The organism is Variovorax sp. HJSM1_2, assembly GCF_049316285.1.
Lineage (GTDB): Bacteria > Pseudomonadota > Gammaproteobacteria > Burkholderiales > Burkholderiaceae_C > Rhodoferax_B.
In genome coordinates this window covers 1-15,534 of the sequence record NZ_JBMOXA010000025.1, presented here as the reverse complement: position 1 = coordinate 15,534, position 15,534 = coordinate 1, and the positions used below count along the sequence as shown (strand labels likewise).

16 protein-coding genes are annotated in these 15,534 nt (G+C 59.3%); 7 read left to right on the top strand and 9 right to left on the bottom strand.

The genetic code is table 11. The annotated features are described in order from the left end of the window. Nucleotides 1-10 precede the first annotated feature (10 nt). From ACFQ95_RS20905 to ACFQ95_RS20875, 7 genes are all read right to left on the bottom strand, one after another. Complete coding sequence (locus tag ACFQ95_RS20905; RefSeq protein WP_422834121.1) at nucleotides 11-775, bottom strand: heparan-alpha-glucosaminide N-acetyltransferase; 765 nt, start codon at nucleotides 773-775, stop codon at nucleotides 11-13. A 28-nt stretch (nucleotides 776-803) separates the two neighbouring features. Continuing rightward, nucleotides 804-2,339 carry a 2-isopropylmalate synthase gene (locus ACFQ95_RS20900; protein WP_422834119.1) on the bottom strand — a complete coding sequence of 512 codons (1,536 nt, stop codon included), beginning with the start codon at nucleotides 2,337-2,339 and terminating at the stop codon, nucleotides 804-806. Between the two features lie 31 nt (nucleotides 2,340-2,370). Beyond that, nucleotides 2,371-4,083, bottom strand: a complete 1,713-nt coding sequence (gene leuA, locus ACFQ95_RS20895) for a 2-isopropylmalate synthase (protein WP_422834118.1) — start codon at nucleotides 4,081-4,083, stop codon at nucleotides 2,371-2,373. 202 nt (nucleotides 4,084-4,285) lie between these two features. Continuing rightward, nucleotides 4,286-5,101, bottom strand: a complete 816-nt coding sequence (pssA, locus tag ACFQ95_RS20890) for a CDP-diacylglycerol--serine O-phosphatidyltransferase (protein ID WP_422834116.1) — start codon at nucleotides 5,099-5,101, stop codon at nucleotides 4,286-4,288. A 210-nt stretch (nucleotides 5,102-5,311) separates the two neighbouring features. Further along, nucleotides 5,312-6,328: a ketol-acid reductoisomerase gene (gene ilvC, locus ACFQ95_RS20885; protein ID WP_422834114.1), complete on the bottom strand. Its 1,017-nt coding sequence runs from the start codon at nucleotides 6,326-6,328 to the stop codon at nucleotides 5,312-5,314. A 126-nt stretch (nucleotides 6,329-6,454) separates the two neighbouring features. Continuing rightward, nucleotides 6,455-6,946, bottom strand: a complete 492-nt coding sequence (ilvN, locus tag ACFQ95_RS20880; protein WP_422834112.1) for an acetolactate synthase small subunit — start codon at nucleotides 6,944-6,946, stop codon at nucleotides 6,455-6,457. Nucleotides 6,947-7,055: 109 nt separating this feature from the next. After that, nucleotides 7,056-8,843, bottom strand: a complete 1,788-nt coding sequence (locus ACFQ95_RS20875; protein WP_422834111.1) for an acetolactate synthase 3 catalytic subunit — start codon at nucleotides 8,841-8,843, stop codon at nucleotides 7,056-7,058. 295 nt (nucleotides 8,844-9,138) lie between these two features. Between ACFQ95_RS20875 and ACFQ95_RS20870 the strand changes: the two genes are divergently transcribed. The 6 genes from ACFQ95_RS20870 (at nucleotide 9,139) to ACFQ95_RS20845 (ending at nucleotide 12,626) form a co-directional block, all read left to right on the top strand. Then, on the top strand, nucleotides 9,139-9,705 hold the full coding sequence (locus tag ACFQ95_RS20870; protein WP_422834109.1) for an RNA polymerase sigma factor: 567 nt from the start codon (nucleotides 9,139-9,141) through the stop codon (nucleotides 9,703-9,705). Then, the gene (locus ACFQ95_RS20865) at nucleotides 9,702-10,142 is read left to right on the top strand and encodes a DUF3619 family protein (RefSeq protein WP_422834107.1); all 441 of its coding nucleotides are present in this window, start codon (nucleotides 9,702-9,704) and stop codon (nucleotides 10,140-10,142) included. Before ACFQ95_RS20870 ends, ACFQ95_RS20865 begins: the two co-directional genes overlap by 4 nt. Then, entirely contained in the window at nucleotides 10,142-10,855 is a 714-nt protein-coding gene (locus tag ACFQ95_RS20860) for a DUF3106 domain-containing protein (RefSeq protein WP_422834105.1), read from the top strand. The genes ACFQ95_RS20865 and ACFQ95_RS20860 overlap by 1 nt, the downstream gene beginning before the upstream one ends. A gap of 201 nt (nucleotides 10,856-11,056) precedes the next feature. Further along, nucleotides 11,057-11,602: an RDD family protein gene (locus ACFQ95_RS20855; protein WP_422834103.1), complete on the top strand. Its 546-nt coding sequence runs from the start codon at nucleotides 11,057-11,059 to the stop codon at nucleotides 11,600-11,602. Between the two features lie 35 nt (nucleotides 11,603-11,637). Then, entirely contained in the window at nucleotides 11,638-12,039 is a 402-nt protein-coding gene (locus ACFQ95_RS20850) for a diacylglycerol kinase (protein ID WP_422834101.1), read from the top strand. Beyond that, nucleotides 12,036-12,626 (top strand): TIGR00730 family Rossman fold protein, encoded by a 591-nt coding sequence (locus ACFQ95_RS20845; protein WP_422834099.1) that lies wholly within the window; start codon nucleotides 12,036-12,038, stop codon nucleotides 12,624-12,626. The genes ACFQ95_RS20850 and ACFQ95_RS20845 overlap by 4 nt, the downstream gene beginning before the upstream one ends. A 34-nt stretch (nucleotides 12,627-12,660) precedes the next feature. Here the strand turns inward: ACFQ95_RS20845 and ACFQ95_RS20840 are convergent, their stop codons facing one another. Both ACFQ95_RS20840 and ACFQ95_RS20835 read right to left on the bottom strand, forming a co-directional pair. Then, entirely contained in the window at nucleotides 12,661-12,999 is a 339-nt protein-coding gene (locus ACFQ95_RS20840) for a P-II family nitrogen regulator (RefSeq protein ID WP_422834097.1), read from the bottom strand. 143 nt (nucleotides 13,000-13,142) lie between these two features. Further along, nucleotides 13,143-14,828: an NAD+ synthase gene (locus tag ACFQ95_RS20835; RefSeq protein ID WP_422834095.1), complete on the bottom strand. Its 1,686-nt coding sequence runs from the start codon at nucleotides 14,826-14,828 to the stop codon at nucleotides 13,143-13,145. A 75-nt stretch (nucleotides 14,829-14,903) separates the two neighbouring features. On the opposite strand from ACFQ95_RS20835, the gene ACFQ95_RS20830 reads away from it, so the two are divergent. Further along, nucleotides 14,904-15,534 (top strand): peptidogalycan biosysnthesis protein (locus ACFQ95_RS20830; RefSeq protein WP_422834093.1); only part of this gene is annotated, 631 nt, incomplete at its 3' end.

Genomic DNA, 15,534 nt, shown 5'->3' with positions numbered 1-15,534 from the left:
CCTTGGTTTGTTAGCGGCGTCCGACAAACCAGCCAAACACCAACAACAGGCCCATCAGCACCGGCTGGTGCAGCATGTAATAAGACAAACTCCACCTCCCCAACAAGGCCAACGGTTTGCCTAGCTTTGGAAGCGGCGCCTGCAGCCATGCCAAACGCTCGCGCAGCAACCATTGGCCGCAGGCCATGCCCCACCACATCACGCCCAGCCAGGGGAACACCGGCACGTAATCTTCGGTAAAAGGTTTTTGGCTGATCCAGCCCAGCCAGTTCAGATAACGTTCGTTAAAGAACATGAGGTTAGCGCTTGCTGATATTGCGTAAGCAGCTATGAATTTTGATGCAATAGCCAAAGCACCTAGCCACCACAGCGCCCGCCCCCAGCCGGCCGTGAGCCGAGCGATGATCAGCATCACAGCCAAACCGTGTAACACGCCAAAGTAGATGAAGCTCTGCGGAAACATCCAGTAAGAGCCTATGCTCACCAGCACCGCGCAGCCCGCCACCCAACGCCAGCGCTGCCAGAAACGCGGCCAGCGCAGGCCCTGCGCAAACGCCACCGCCTGGCTCAGCCCCGCGCAAAACAAAAACAGACTGACGATGGCCGTGCGCTGCCAAGTCCAGAACGGGTCGCCACGAAAGTCCTGTGCCCAGTAGCCAAAGTGCTGCAGGTCAAAACAGAAATGGAAGACGGTCATCCAGACCATGGCCAAGCCACGCAGCGCGTCGATACGGTCGAAGCGCTGCGAAGATGGTTTTGCGCCAGCAACCGGCATGGAAGCCAGCGGCGACGCCCCCTCACCCTTAGCCCTGGGCGGCAACCCGGTCAGCCTTGCTTTGCAGCTTGTTCAGCGCGCTGAGGTAGGCCTTGGCGGAAGCAACAACGATATCTGGGTCGGCGCCCACACCGTTGACCACGCGGCCGCTGTTTTGCAGGCGCACCGTGACTTCGCCCTGGCTTTCGGTCGAGCCGCTGATGGCGTTCACCGAATACAGCACCATCTCGGCGCCGCTGTTGACGTGCGCTTCGATGGCCTTGAGCGAAGCGTCCACCGGGCCGTTACCGTCAGAGTCACCACGCACCTCCTTGCCATTGACCGAGAACACCACGCTGGCCTGCGGGCGCTCACCGGTTTCACTGTGCTGCGAGAGCGAAACAAAGCTGTAGATTTCTTCGGACGAGGTGCCTTCGTCGCTGACCAAAGCCAGAATGTCTTCGTCGAAGATTTCGCTCTTGCGGTCGGCCAGTTCCTTGAAGCGCGCGAAGGCGGTGTTGATGTCGGCCTCGCTTTCCATCGCCACACCCAGGTCCTGCAGGCGTTGCTTGAAGGCATTGCGGCCGCTGAGCTTGCCAAGCACGATTTTGTTGTTGGTCCAGCCCACGTCTTCGGCACGCATGATCTCATACGTGTCGCGCGCCTTGAGCACACCGTCCTGGTGGATGCCCGAGGCGTGGGCAAAGGCGTTGGCGCCGACCACGGCCTTGTTTGGCTGCACCACAAAACCCGTGGTCTGGCTGACCATGCGGCTGGCGGCGAGGATGTGCTGGGCATCAATGTTCAGGTCGAGGCCAAAGTAGTCCTTGCGCGTCTTCACCGCCATCACGATTTCTTCAAGCGAGCAATTGCCCGCGCGTTCACCCAGGCCGTTGATGGTGCACTCGACCTGGCGTGCGCCGCCGATCTTCACACCGGCCAGCGAGTTGGCCACGGCCATGCCCAGATCGTTGTGGCAATGCACCGACCAAATGGCCTTGTCGCTGTTGGGAATACGCTCGCGCAGCGTCTTGATGAAGTTGCCGTACAGCTCGGGAATGGCGTAACCCACGGTGTCAGGCACGTTGATGGTGGTCGCACCTTCCGCAATGACGGCCTCCAGCACACGGCACAAATAGTCCACATCGCTGCGGTAGCCGTCTTCGGGGCTGAATTCCACATCCGCCACCAGATTGCGCGCAAAGCGGACCGCCTGCTTGGCTTGCTCGAACACCTGGTCGGGCGTCATGCGCAGCTTCTTCTCCATGTGCAACGGCGAGGTTGCAATGAAGGTGTGGATACGTGCGTTGGCAGCGTCTTTCAGCGCCTCGCCAGCACGCGCGATGTCGCGGTCGTTGGCGCGCGACAGGCCGCAGATGGTGGAGTCCTTGATGGTGCGCGCAATCGCCTGCACCGCCTCAAAATCACCCACGGAGCTGGCCGGAAAACCCGCCTCGATGACATCCACCTTGAGGCGTTCCAACTGGCGCGCAATGCGCAGCTTTTCGTCGCGTGTCATCGACGCGCCTGGCGACTGCTCGCCGTCACGCAAGGTGGTGTCAAAAATGATGAGTTTGTCGGCCATGGGGTGCTCCGTTTTTATGGGTGTGAGGCAGTTAAGCGGCAAGTTTGTCGAGGTTATTGTCCGCTGTGTGCCGGGTATTTTCGCTGGAACCGGCCTGGCGCATCTTCTGCCGCTGCATGCCCGACAAAATCGCCTTCAACGAGGCCGACACGATGTTGCTGTCAATGCCCACGCCGAAGCAGGTTTCCTGTTCGCCAAAACGCATCTCCAGATAGGCCACCGCCTGGGCGTTGGCGCCCGCGCCTATGGCGTGTTCGTGGTAATCCAATACCCGTACCGACTGACCAGTCGCCTGGCTGATGGCACTGACAAAAGCATCGATAGGGCCGGTACCCTGCCCTTCAAGCTTCAAGGTCTGGCCATTAAACGCCACGTCGGCGGCAATGCTCAGAGGCTGACCCGCCGCTTCCGCCAAGCGGTACTGCGGTGTGGCCACGTCGTCGATGTGATAAACCTTGCGGAACAAGGCCCAGAGGTCGGCGGCGGCAAGCTCCTTGGCGTTGGCGTCCATATTGGCCTGCACCACCTGGCTGAATTCGATTTGCAAACGGCGTGGCAACTCGAGGTCGTAGGCGTTCTCCAGCAAATAAGCGATGCCGCCCTTGCCGGACTGGCTGTTGACGCGGATGACGGCTTCGTAGCTACGCCCCAGGTCCTTGGGATCGATGGGCAAATACGGAATTTCCCAGATATCGCCCTCTTGGCGCAACGCAAATGCCTTCTTGATGGCGTCCTGGTGCGAGCCCGAGAACGAGGTGTAGACCAGGTCGCCGGCGTAAGGGTGGCGCGGGTGCACGGGCAATTGGTTGCAGTGCTCCACGGTACGGCGGATCTCGTCGATATCGGAAAAGTCGAGTTCGGGGTGCACGCCCTGGGTGTAAAGATTCAAGGCCACGTTCACCAAGTCGAGGTTGCCGGTACGCTCGCCGTTGCCGAACAAACAGCCCTCGACGCGGTCTGCACCGGCTTGCAAGGCGAGTTCAGCGGCCGCCACACCGGTACCACGGTCGTTGTGCGGGTGCACAGACACCGAAGCGTTGGCGTGACGGTGCAAGCGCCGGCACATCCACTCAATCTGGTCGGCGAACACATTGGGCGTGGCGTGTTCCACCGTGGTCGGCAAGTTGAGGATGATGGGACGACCTTCACCCCAGGCGGCAATCGCGGTTTCGCAGGCTTGGAGAGACACTTCCAACTCGGCCATGGAGAAAGTCTCAGGTGAATATTGCAACACCCATTCGGTCTCGGGTTGGGCATCGGTCAAGCGTTTGACCAAACTCACCTGCTCATTCACCAAGGCCATGACTTGCGGCACGTCCATGCCAAACACCACCTTGCGCCATACCGGCGCAACCGCGTTGTAGATGTGCACGATGGCACGGCGCGATCCGCGCACGGCGGCCACGGTTTTCTGAATCAACTCTTCACGCGCTGGTGTCATGACCTGTATGGTCACGTCGTCGGGAATCAGGTTTTCGTCGATGAGCTTGCGCACAAAGTCGAGTTCGATCTGCGAAGCGGCGGGAAAGCCGACTTCAATCTCCTTGAAGCCAATACGCACCAGCGTGTGGAACATCTGAATCTTGCGCTCGATGTCCATGGGCTCGATCAGCGCCTGGTTGCCGTCCCGCAGATCCGTGCTCAGCCAGACGGGGGCCTTGGTCAGGACGGCATCAGGCCAGGTGCGATCACGCAATTGCACCGGGGCAAAGGCACGGTACTTGGTGGACGGTTGCTGCAACATTTGGAGGTTCTCGCTGGTGGATTTATCAAAACCAGCAACCCCATGAAAAACGGCCCGTTGCTGGTGCAATCGGGCCGTGTGACAGATTTCGCGTGCGCGCTCTACCAACTCCGCCCGAAGGGGATTAGTAGTAGGGCTAGCGAAATACGGTTCATGCGAAAAATCTTAACACACAAATATGGCTTGAGGCACCGAGCTCGGCTTATTTGTGCAGGCCACGTTCATCGGGTTCGTCGGTCGAGGTGCTGATCACACTGGTCTGCTGGCCTTTGGTACGGCGCCACGCATAAACCACATAACCGCTGAAGCCGTAAACCACAAACACGCTGAACAGCACGGTTGGCGGGTGGATGTTGATCACCGCAATCGCCAATGCGATCGCCACGATCACCGCAAACGGCACGCTGCGCTTCATCTGTATGTCTTTGAAGCTGTAGAACGGCACGTTGGTCACCATCGTCAAACCAGCATACAAGGCCAGGCCGAACATCACCCAGTGAACGTCGGGACCGGGAATTTCAAGCTCGTTCATCAGCCAGATGAAGCCCGTGACCAAAGCCGCCGCCGCAGGAGACGGCAAACCTTGAAAGTAGCGCTTGTCCACCACGGCTGTATTGACGTTGAAACGCGCCAGGCGCAGTGCCGCACAGGCGCAATAGACGAAGGCAGCAATCCAGCCCCAACGGCCCAGGTCCTTCAGCGCCCAGACATATGAAATCAACGCCGGCGCGGCACCGAAGGACACCATGTCGGACAAGGAATCCATCTGTTCGCCAAACGCGCTTTGGGTATTGGTCATGCGCGCGACGCGACCATCCAGGCTGTCCAGCACCATCGCGCAAAACACGCCGGCGGCGGCCAGGTCGAAGCGGCCATTGATGGCCATGACAATCGCATAAAACCCGCCGAACAAAGCCGCGAGCGTGAACAGATTGGGAAGAATGTAGATCCCTTTGCGGCGCTTGCGCACCACAACGCCAGGGTCTTGGTTTTCTTCTAGATGGTTGGCGTCATGCATGGATGATTGTGGTCCTCAAAATGTTTGTTCACAACAAGTCAATGCCTGTCTCGGGCAAACTGGAATAACGCCAGATCTCGATACCGACCTGCGCCTGCAGACCCGATAGAACTGCTGATACAAGTGTAAGTCAGGCCTGTGATGGCGCGAAATCTGTAGGGACGAAAAAAGGGCCACCGAAGTGGCCCTCTTCTTGTAGGTCAAAACCTATTAGTTGCGCGACTTGTCGACCAACTTGTTGGCCTTGATCCAAGGCATCATGGCGCGCAGTTGCTCGCCGACGACTTCGATCTGGTGCTCGGCGTTCAAACGGCGGCGGCTGATCAGCGCAGGCTGGCCGGCTGCTGCTTCGAGCACGAAGCTCTTGGCGTATTCGCCGGTCTGGATGTCCTTCAGCACAGCCTTCATGGCCTTCTTGGTTTCTTCGGTCACGATACGTGGGCCGGTGACGTATTCACCGTACTCAGCGTTGTTCGAGATCGAGTAGTTCATGTTGGCGATGCCGCCTTCATAGATCAGGTCGACGATCAGCTTGAGTTCGTGCAGGCATTCGAAGTAGGCCATTTCAGGGGCGTAACCGGCTTCCACCAGCGTTTCGAAACCGGCTTTGATCAGCTCAACCGTACCGCCGCACAAAACAGCTTGTTCGCCGAACAAATCGGTTTCGGTTTCTTCGCGGAAGTTGGTTTCAATGATGCCGGCCTTGCCGCCACCGTTGGCCATGGCGTAGCTCAAAGCCAGGTCACGGGCCTTGCCGGACTTGTCTTGGTGCACGGCCACGAGGTGGGGCACGCCGCCACCTTGCGTGTAGGTGCCGCGCACGGTGTGGCCAGGGGCCTTGGGCGCAACCATCCAGACGTCGACGTCTTCGCGAGGCTGAACAAAGCCGTAGTGCACGTTGAAGCCGTGTGCGAACACCAGGGATGCACCCGACTTGAGGTGAGGAGCCACGTCGTTCTTGTAGACGGCGGCGATTTGCTCATCTGGCAACAGGATCATGACCACGTCTGCGGACTTGACGGCATCGGCCACTTCAGCAACCTTCAGGCCGGCCTTTTCGACCTTGGGCCACGAAGCGCCACCCTTGCGCAGACCAACCACAACCTTGACGCCGCTGTCGTTCAGGTTTTGAGCGTGTGCGTGGCCTTGGCTACCGTAACCAATGATGGCAACAGTCTTGCCCTTGATCAGGCTCAGGTCGCAATCCTTGTCGTAAAAAACTTTCATGATGTACTCCGAAATAAGTTCTGGCGGAAATGCCTATTTTTGACAGGCTCAAGGCGAACGTTAACAACTATCGCCGTCCATTATCCGTTCGCGCTGAGCCTGTCAGAACACGCACGGACGATTCGTTTAAACCCGCAGGATGCGCTCGCCGCGGCCAATGCCACTGGAGCCGGTGCGAACCGTTTCCAGAATGGCGCCGCGGTCGATGGCCTCCAAGAATGCATCATTCTTGGATTGGTCGCCTGTGAGTTCAATGGTGTAGCTCTTGTCGGTCACGTCGATGATGCGGCCACGGAAGATATCGGCCATGCGTTTCATCTCTTCGCGCTCCTTGCCCACCGCACGCACCTTGACCATCATCAGTTCGCGCTCGGTGTAGGCACCTTCAGAGAGGTCCACCACTTTCACCACTTCGATGAGGCGGTTCAGATGTTTGGTGATCTGTTCAATGATGTCATCAGAACCCGTGGTCTGAATCGTCATACGTGACAGGCTGGGATCTTCGGTGGGAGCCACCGTCAGGGATTCGATGTTGTAGCCGCGGGCTGAGAACAAGCCCACCACGCGCGACAAAGCACCAGGCTCGTTTTCGAGCAAAACCGCAATGATGTGTTTCATGATGTGTGATTCCTCTTTTCGCTGCCCTCCCCCGTGCACGGTAATGCACGGGCTTGGCAGGCAATAGATTCGTCAAAAAGTTGGTTGTAGCGCTGAACCCAGATTCAGATCAAAGATCTTCTGAACCGAGCAACATTTCGGTGATGCCCTTGCCGGCCTGCACCATAGGGAACACGTTCTCGGTGGGATCGGTACGGAAGTCCATGAACACCGTACGATCCTTGAGGCGGCGCGCCTCACGCAATGCGGGCTCGACATCTTCCGGGCGTTCGATCAACATGCCGACGTGGCCATAGGCCTCGGCCAGCTTGACGAAGTTGGGCAAGGCATCCATGTAGCTGCTGCTGTAGCGGCCGGCGTATTCCACCTCTTGCCACTGACGCACCATGCCCAGGTAGCGGTTGTTCAGCGAAACGATCTTGATCGGTGTGTTGTATTGCAGGCAGGTCGAAAGCTCCTGAATACACATCTGCACCGAACCTTCGCCGGTGATACAAAACACTTCGCTATCCGGCTTGGCGAGCTTGATGCCCATGGCGTAAGGAATGCCCACACCCATGGTGCCCAGGCCACCGGAATTGATCCAGCGGCGTGGCTCGTCAAACTTGTAGTACTGCGCGGCCCACATCTGGTGTTGGCCCACATCGGAGGTGATGTAGGTGTCCACATCCTTGGTCATGTTCCACAACGTTTCGATCACGCGTTGCGGCTTGATCACGTCACCGTTGCCCATGCTGTACTTCATGCAATCACGCGAGCGCCAGCCTTCAATCGTGCTCCACCAGCTGCCCAAAGCATTGGCATCGGGCTTGAGGCCAGATTCCTTGATCATGGCGATCAGCTCGGTCAACACGTCCTTGACGTCGCCGACGATAGGCACATCCACCTTCACGCGCTTCGAAATGCTCGAGGGGTCGATGTCGATGTGGACGATCTTGCGTTCGTTTTGCGCGAAGTGCTTGGGATTGCCGATCACGCGGTCGTCAAAACGCGCACCGACAGCCAGCAGCACATCACAGTTCTGCATGGCGTTGTTGGCTTCAATCGTGCCGTGCATGCCCAGCATGCCCAGGAACTTGCGATCCGATGCGGGATACGCGCCCAAACCCATCAACGTGTTGGTGCAGGGATATCCGAGCATATCGACCAGCGTGCGCAACTCCTGCGAAGCATTGCTCAGCAAAACGCCACCGCCGGTGTAGATATAGGGTCGCTTGGCAGCCAGCAACAGCTGTAAGGCCTTGCGAATTTGTCCGCTGTGGCCCTTGCGCACGGGGTTGTAGGAGCGCATTTCCACGCTCTCAGGGTAGCCGGTATAGGCCGCCTTTTTGAAAGACACGTCCTTTGGAATATCCACCACCACAGGACCGGGACGCCCCGTGCGCGCCACGTGGAAGGCCTTCTTCAGCGTGATGGCGATGTCTTTCGCGTCTTTGATCAGGAAGTTGTGTTTGACGATAGGACGGGTGATACCCACCGTGTCGCACTCCTGGAAAGCGTCTTGTCCAATGGCCGCAGTCGGCACCTGGCCGCTGATGATGACCATCGGAATGCTGTCCATGTAGGCCGTGGCGATGCCGGTGACCGCGTTGGTCAGGCCAGGGCCGGATGTGACCAGCGCCACACCGACGTCACCCGTGGCACGGGCATAACCGTCTGCGGCGTGCACTGCAGCCTGCTCGTGCCGAACCAGCACGTGCTGAATAGTGTCTTGTTTGTAGAAAGCGTCGTAGATGTACAGAACCGCGCCGCCTGGGTAACCCCAAATATGCTTGACGTTTTCGGCTTGGAGGCACTTGACCAGAATCTCGGCGCCCATCAGATCGACGGAAGCGGATTGGCTTGCGCGTGCGGCGGACTGTGCGGCCGAAGCGATGTCGGCTTTGGAATTTTCCATGATCAACCTTTGTGAATTTCTCTAACGAAATACCTTGGGTGCTCTTTCACTGAGCTCTTGTGAAGCCGTGTCAGAACTTAGGACCAGCAGCCATGGGCAACATGCTTGCGTTGCCGGACCGTGACCCGTTTGCCTTTTGAATTGCAGCCAGCATTATGGCATTGCGCCGCAGGCATTTCGGCCGCTGCCCGGAAATTCATTTCAGGATGACATAATTCTGTCGAATAACCTGATGTGCCCGTTGCATAACGCGCACTGCTTCTGCCCCACACGACAGCCTCACGGCGCCACCCTTTTGGCAACAGAACAAGAACTCTCCGACTTTCTGAAAAGCGTCGAAAAGCGGGCCTTCAAACGCTCGCTGTTTCACGTTCGCAATACAGAGTCGGCCCTGGATATCGTCCAGGACAGCATGCTCAAGCTGGCGGAGCACTACGGCGACAAACCCGCTGGTGAGTTGCCCATGCTTTTCCAGCGCATACTTTCCAATTGCACCCTGGATTGGTTCAGGCGCCAGAAAACGCGTGGTGCGCTTTTTGTCAACATGGGCGAGTTCGAAGGCAATGGCGAAGACGGAAGTTTCGATTTGCTTGAAACTTTACAAATAGTTGAAGACTCACAGCGCACTGAGAGCGCGGAAGATAGCACTCGACGGGCGCAGATCTTGCATGAAATCGAGGCACAGATACAAGAGCTACCAGGCCGTCAACGAGAAGCTTTCTTAATGCGTTATTGGGAGGAAATGGATGTCGCAGAGACAGCCGCAGCCATGGGCTGCTCTGAGGGAAGCGTCAAAACCCATTGCTCACGTGCAGTACAGGCGCTCAGCAAAGCGCTGAGGGAACGAGGAATACATCTATGATCAACGTCACTTCGCGGGAAATACCGGCTGTTGAAGACCGTTTCGGCCGGTTGGTGTGCGCTCGGCTGGATGACACAACGTCTGCCCTGCCCTACGATATCAGTGAACGTTTGCGCGCCAGCCGTGAACGTGCCCTATCCCAACGCAAGTTGGCTCCACAGATTCGCCCCGCAGTTGCCATGAATTCCAACGGTGGCAGCGCCACGCTAACCCTGGGTGATGGAGAGCAGAGTCCCTTGGGCTGGTTGGCCTCGTTGGTTCCGCTGCTGCTGCTGCTCGTGGGCTTGCTGATGATCCAGTGGGTGCAAGACGATAACCGGGCTTCGGAGTTGGCCGACGTCGATACCGCCTTGTTGACCGATGACTTGCCCACTGCGGCTTATACCGACCCCGGCTTTCTCGAATTCCTGAAAACCAACCGGGAGTCCACCCAGTAATGTCGCGCTCCATTTCGCGTGCAGTCGGTTTCAGCGCGCATGTCGAGTTCCCTAGCACCGGCTTCGCTCCCCTGACAGAAACGCGGCCACTTCAACTGTACCCACGGCTGTTCGCGGCTGCATTGTGCTGCACTTTTTTAGCAGCCCAAGCCCAGGACCCGGCGAAAACGCAAGCAAGCGCGGCACCCAGCGCCGTCAAGGCGCCCGTAGCCGCGCCACGCGCGTCAGCCATAGGACCACAGTGGCATGAACTCTCCACCCAAGAACGCAGGGCGCTGGCCCCCCTGCAAGCCAGTTGGGGCGGGATCAGCGAAGGACACAAGCGCAAATGGATGGCTCTTTCGGCTCGGTTTGACAAGTTATCGCCCGAAGAACAGCAAAAACTGCAGGAGCGCATGACGGAATGGGCTGGCTTGAGCGTGGCCGAGCGCAACCGCGCACGCCTCAATTTCGCTGAAACAAAACGACTTGACCCGACTGAGAAGCAGGCCAAATGGGAGGCCTACCAAGCCCTCAGCGAGGATGAAAAACACAAGCTAGCAGAGCAGGCACCCAAGCCCCCTGCAGGCGCTGCGCCCGCCGTGCGTTCAGTCACCCGCCCGAAACTGGCCAACACCTATGCGGAGCAAAAACCAGGGCAACCCGTGCAACTCACACCCCCGATGGAGCATCGCAACGTTGACCCCACCACGCTGCTACCCCAGCAGCCCTGACCGCGCCATCAGCGTTTGCGCCGCGGCAACTCGGCTAGAGGCTGCACCATCCTTTCTTTCTGGCTCGCTGACTGCAGCTTGCGCCCCTCGGGTGCAGGCGAAAAATGCTCATGCGCTTGCGGTACATTGCAAGCTTTCCAGAAAAGCCGCACTTCTCGTCCACAGCGCCGCAACGCGCATCGCACTCAACGCCTCTTAGCCATGACCGCTGCCGACCCCGCTGCTGCCACTGCCCCGCCCACTGCACACGCAACCGCCATGCCCTTGCTCGCCCCCAGCCTGCGCCGCCGCATGGCTTGCTGGATGTATGAAGGCATGCTGATGTTTGGTGTGGTTTTCATCTCCGGCTACCTTTTCGGCGCCCTGACCCAGACCCGCAATGCCCTGGACAATCGGCATGGACTGCAGGCTTTTCTGTTTTTGGTGTTTGGCATCTACTTCACTTGGTTCTGGGCCAAAGGGCAAACCTTGGCCATGAAAACCTGGAACGTCCGCGTGACCGATCGCACCGGCCGGCCCATCACCCAGCGGCGTGCGCTGCTGCGCTTTGCACTGAGTTGGCTGTGGGTGTTGCCACCGCTGGCCGCCATCGCACCGTTTGGCCTTTCCGGGGGCGAAGTGGCCGTGATCTTCTTCGGTTGGGTCCTGGTTTGGGCCTTGCTCAGCCGGTTTCACCCGGAACGGCAGTTTTTGCATGACGCCTGGGCCGGTACACGCCTGGTGCCGTCCATGCCGCTGAGCCGCTGAACGGCAAATCCGCTGAACCGTCACCACCCAAGGCCATGCCCAGCCCAAACCCCATCGAAGACCCGACCGCTCAGAAGCGCCGCAAAGGCTTGGCCCGCGTCTGGCACGCCTTTGGCTACTCACTCGCCGGTTTACGCGCAGCTTGGCTGGAAACCGCGTTTCGACAGGAAGCACTCGCCGCCATGGTCCTGCTCCCGGCCGCATTCTGGCTCGGTCAAGGCTGGGTGGAATACACACTGCTCGCGGGCTCGGTGCTGCTGGTACTGATCGTCGAGTTGCTGAACTCGGGCATTGAAGCCGTTGTGGACCGGATTGGTCCCGAGTGGCACGACTTATCCAAACGCGCCAAAGACATGGGTAGCGCCGCAGTACTGCTGAGTCTGCTGTTGAGCGCCACGGCCTGGGGTGGCGCCCTTTTTCACTTGATGACCAAATGACCTCTTCATTTTCAGTTTGTGTTTATTGCGGCTCGCGCCCCGGTGCGAAGCCAGAGTTTGCCGACACCGCCGCACGTGTAGGCCACTGGATTGGCAGCAATGGCGGCCAGTTGGTCTATGGCGGGGGCCGCAGCGGGCTGATGGGTGTGGTGGCAGATGCCACCTTGGCCGCAGGTGGCCGCGTGGTGGGCGTCATTCCCAAGGCCTTGGTCGACAAGGAGCTGGCGCACCACGGCTGCACCGAACTGCACATCGTCGACACCATGCACGAGCGCAAGGCCTTGATGGCAGAACACGCCGATGCGTTTCTGGCCATCCCGGGCGGCATTGGCACGATGGAAGAGTTTTTTGAGGTGTGGACCTGGCGCCAACTGGGCTACCACGACAAGCCGGTAGGCCTGCTCAACCAAAATGGCTTTTACGACGCCCTGCTGCAGTTCCTGTCCAGCACCGTGGAAAGCGAACTGATGAACGCTTGGCAGATGAGCTTGATCCAGACATCGGACGACCCGATTGCGCTGCTGCAAAGCCTGGTGCAAGCGGCGGGCATGAATGCCACCGAGACGCCGCTACGCAAGGTGATCTGAAGCGGGGCCATCGTGCCCCGCAGCGGCGACGGTGTTAAACAGCCGCCTCGTCTTGCTCACCCGTGCGGATGCGCACCACACGCTCCACGCTGGTGACAAAGATCTTGCCATCACCGATCTTGCCGGTGCGCGCAGCCCGCACGATGGCGTCGACGCAGCGGTCCACGTCGTCGCCATTGACCACCACCTCGACCTTGACCTTGGGCAGAAAGTCGACCACATACTCTGCGCCGCGGTACAACTCGGTATGGCCCTTCTGCCGGCCAAAGCCTTTCACCTCGGTCACCGTCAGGCCGGTCACGCCACATTCAGCCAAGGCCTCACGCACTTCTTCCAGCTTGAACGGTTTGACGATGGCGGTAATTTGTTTCATGGTTGTTCCTTCATTTTTCAATCTGCGGGAGGCTGCTCTGGATTTCGTGTCCAGATCACGCGTGAACGCGAAGACGAGGCGCGGGCATGGCGTATGCAAGCCTGGCGAAGTCGACAAAGTGCACGGCTGATCTGGGCGCGAAATCAAGCGCGGAATTTGCTGGTTATAGGATAGCGCCAATCCTTGCCAAAGCTGCGGTGCGTCACACGTATCCCTACTGGAGCCTGGCGTCTCTTGTATTCGTTGATCTTGATGAGCTTGGTGACACGGTCCACATCGGCGCGCGCAAAGCCCGCGGCCACAATCTCTTCGAGGGGCTGGTCGTTCTCCATATAACGCTCCAGAATCGCGTCCAATACCTCGTACGGCGGCAGGCTGTCCTGGTCGGTCTGGTCCGGGCGCAGTTCGGCACTCGGTGGACGCGTGATGATGCGCTCCGGAATCGGGTTTTGGCCCGTGCCATACGGGTCGTTTTCGTTGCGCCAGCGCGCCAAGCGAAACACCGTCGTTTTGGCCACGTCTTTGATGACCGCAAAACCGCCGGCCATGTCGCCGTACAGCGTGCAGTAACCCGTGGCCATTTCGCTTTTGTTGCCGGTGGTGAGCACGATGCTGCCAAACTTGTTCGACAGCGCCATCAGCATCACGCCGCGCACACGCGCCTGGATATTCTCTTCGGTGGTGTCTTCCGCCAAGCCCTTGAATTCACCGGCCAGCGATGCCTTGAAGGCCTCGAACTCCGGCACGATGGAAATTTCGTCGTAGCGCACCTGCAAACGTGCGGCCATGTCACGCGCGTCAATCCACGAAATGTCGGCGGTATAGGGCGAAGGCATCATCACCGTGCGCACACGCTCGGCGCCGAGCGCGTCGACCGCGATGGCCAGCACCAAGGCCGAGTCGATACCGCCCGACAAACCCAGGATGGCCCCCGGAAAACCGTTTTTACCCAAGTAGTCGCGCACACCCAATACCAGGGCGTCCCACAGGTCAGCCTCGGGGCTGCGGTCTGGGCTGATGTTCGCCGCATCCACTACAAAATTCGCAGCAGCCCCCACACTCTCCAGCTGCGTGTAAAGCAGATTTTCCTTAAAGGCCGCAGCACGCGCGGCGAGTTGGCCATTCACGTTCAACGCGAACGATGCGCCGTCAAACACCACCTCGTCCTGCCCGCCCACCAGGTGCGCATAAACCAAAGGCAAACCCGTCGCCTTTGCACGTTCTGCCATACGCGCCACACGCTCGCCGCTTTTGCCCACGTGGAAAGGCGAAGCGTTGATGACCGCCAGCACTTGTGCGCCGGCTTCCTGGGCTGCGCATGCGGGGGCTTCAAACCAGGCATCCTCGCAAATCAACAGTCCTATGCGCACGGCATGCCCGGCTTCGCCGGCTTCAAACACACAAACGCCATGGCCTGGCGTGAAGTAGCGGCGCTCGTCAAACACCTGGTAATTGGGTAATTCGCGCTTGGCGTAGGTTTGCTCGACCACACCGTGGCGGATCACGCTGGCCGCATTGAAGCGCTGCTGCACCGCCACCGAACGTGTGCGGCTGTCGCCCCCCTGCGGGTGGCCGACCACGATGGCCATGCCTTTTAACCCGGCGGTCTCACGGGCCACTGTTTTCACGGCATCATCACAGGCCGCCACAAACGATGGGCGCAGATAAAGATCTTCGGCGGCGTAACCGCAAATCGACAGTTCGGGGGTGAGCAGTACACGCGCGCCCTCGGTGTAGGCGGTGTGCGCCGCATCAACAATTTTTTGCGCGTTGCCGGCCAGGTCGCCGACCACAAAATTCAATTGGGCTACACAGAGTTTGAGCGTCATGAAAACTGAAGGTACCGGGTTAGAAATAAACGACGCCAGTGCCGTCTTGCCAAAAAGGCTGCGGAGCGCCCGGGTATGAAACGACTTGATTATGTCATTCGGGTCGTCGATTCGCCGGCCGCGATAGAGGCTGCGGCATGGAATGCATTGCTCGCCCTGCATCCCCAAGCCGGGCCGTTCATGCGCCACGAATACCTGCTGGCCATGCACACCAGCGGCTGCGCCAGCCCGCGCACCGGCTGGACGCCGCAGTTCATCACCCTGTGGCTGGACGACGTATTACACGCTGCCTGCGCGCTCTACCTCAAAGACCACTCTTACGGTGAATATGTTTTCGATTGGGCCTGGGCCCGCGCCTACGAAGAACACGGCGTGCCCTATTACCCCAAGGCCTTGGTGGCCGCACCGTTTACCCCCGTGCCCGGCCCACGTTTGCTGGCACGCGACGCGGCGGCACGCACAGCCTTGGTGCAGGCCCTGGTGCAATGCTGCAGCGAGCAAGAGCTGTCAACGCTGCATTTGTTGTTCACCACGGACGAAGACGCCGCCGCCTGCGCGCAAGCCGGTTTGATGCTGCGCCACACCGTGCAATTTCACTGGAAGAATGTGGCCCCCACGCTCGGCACTGGCGTGTCCTCGCTGCCCCCCGAGGGGGCGCGTTTCGCCTTGGGGCGGCCCGGCGGCGAAACTGTGGCCCCCACGCCCG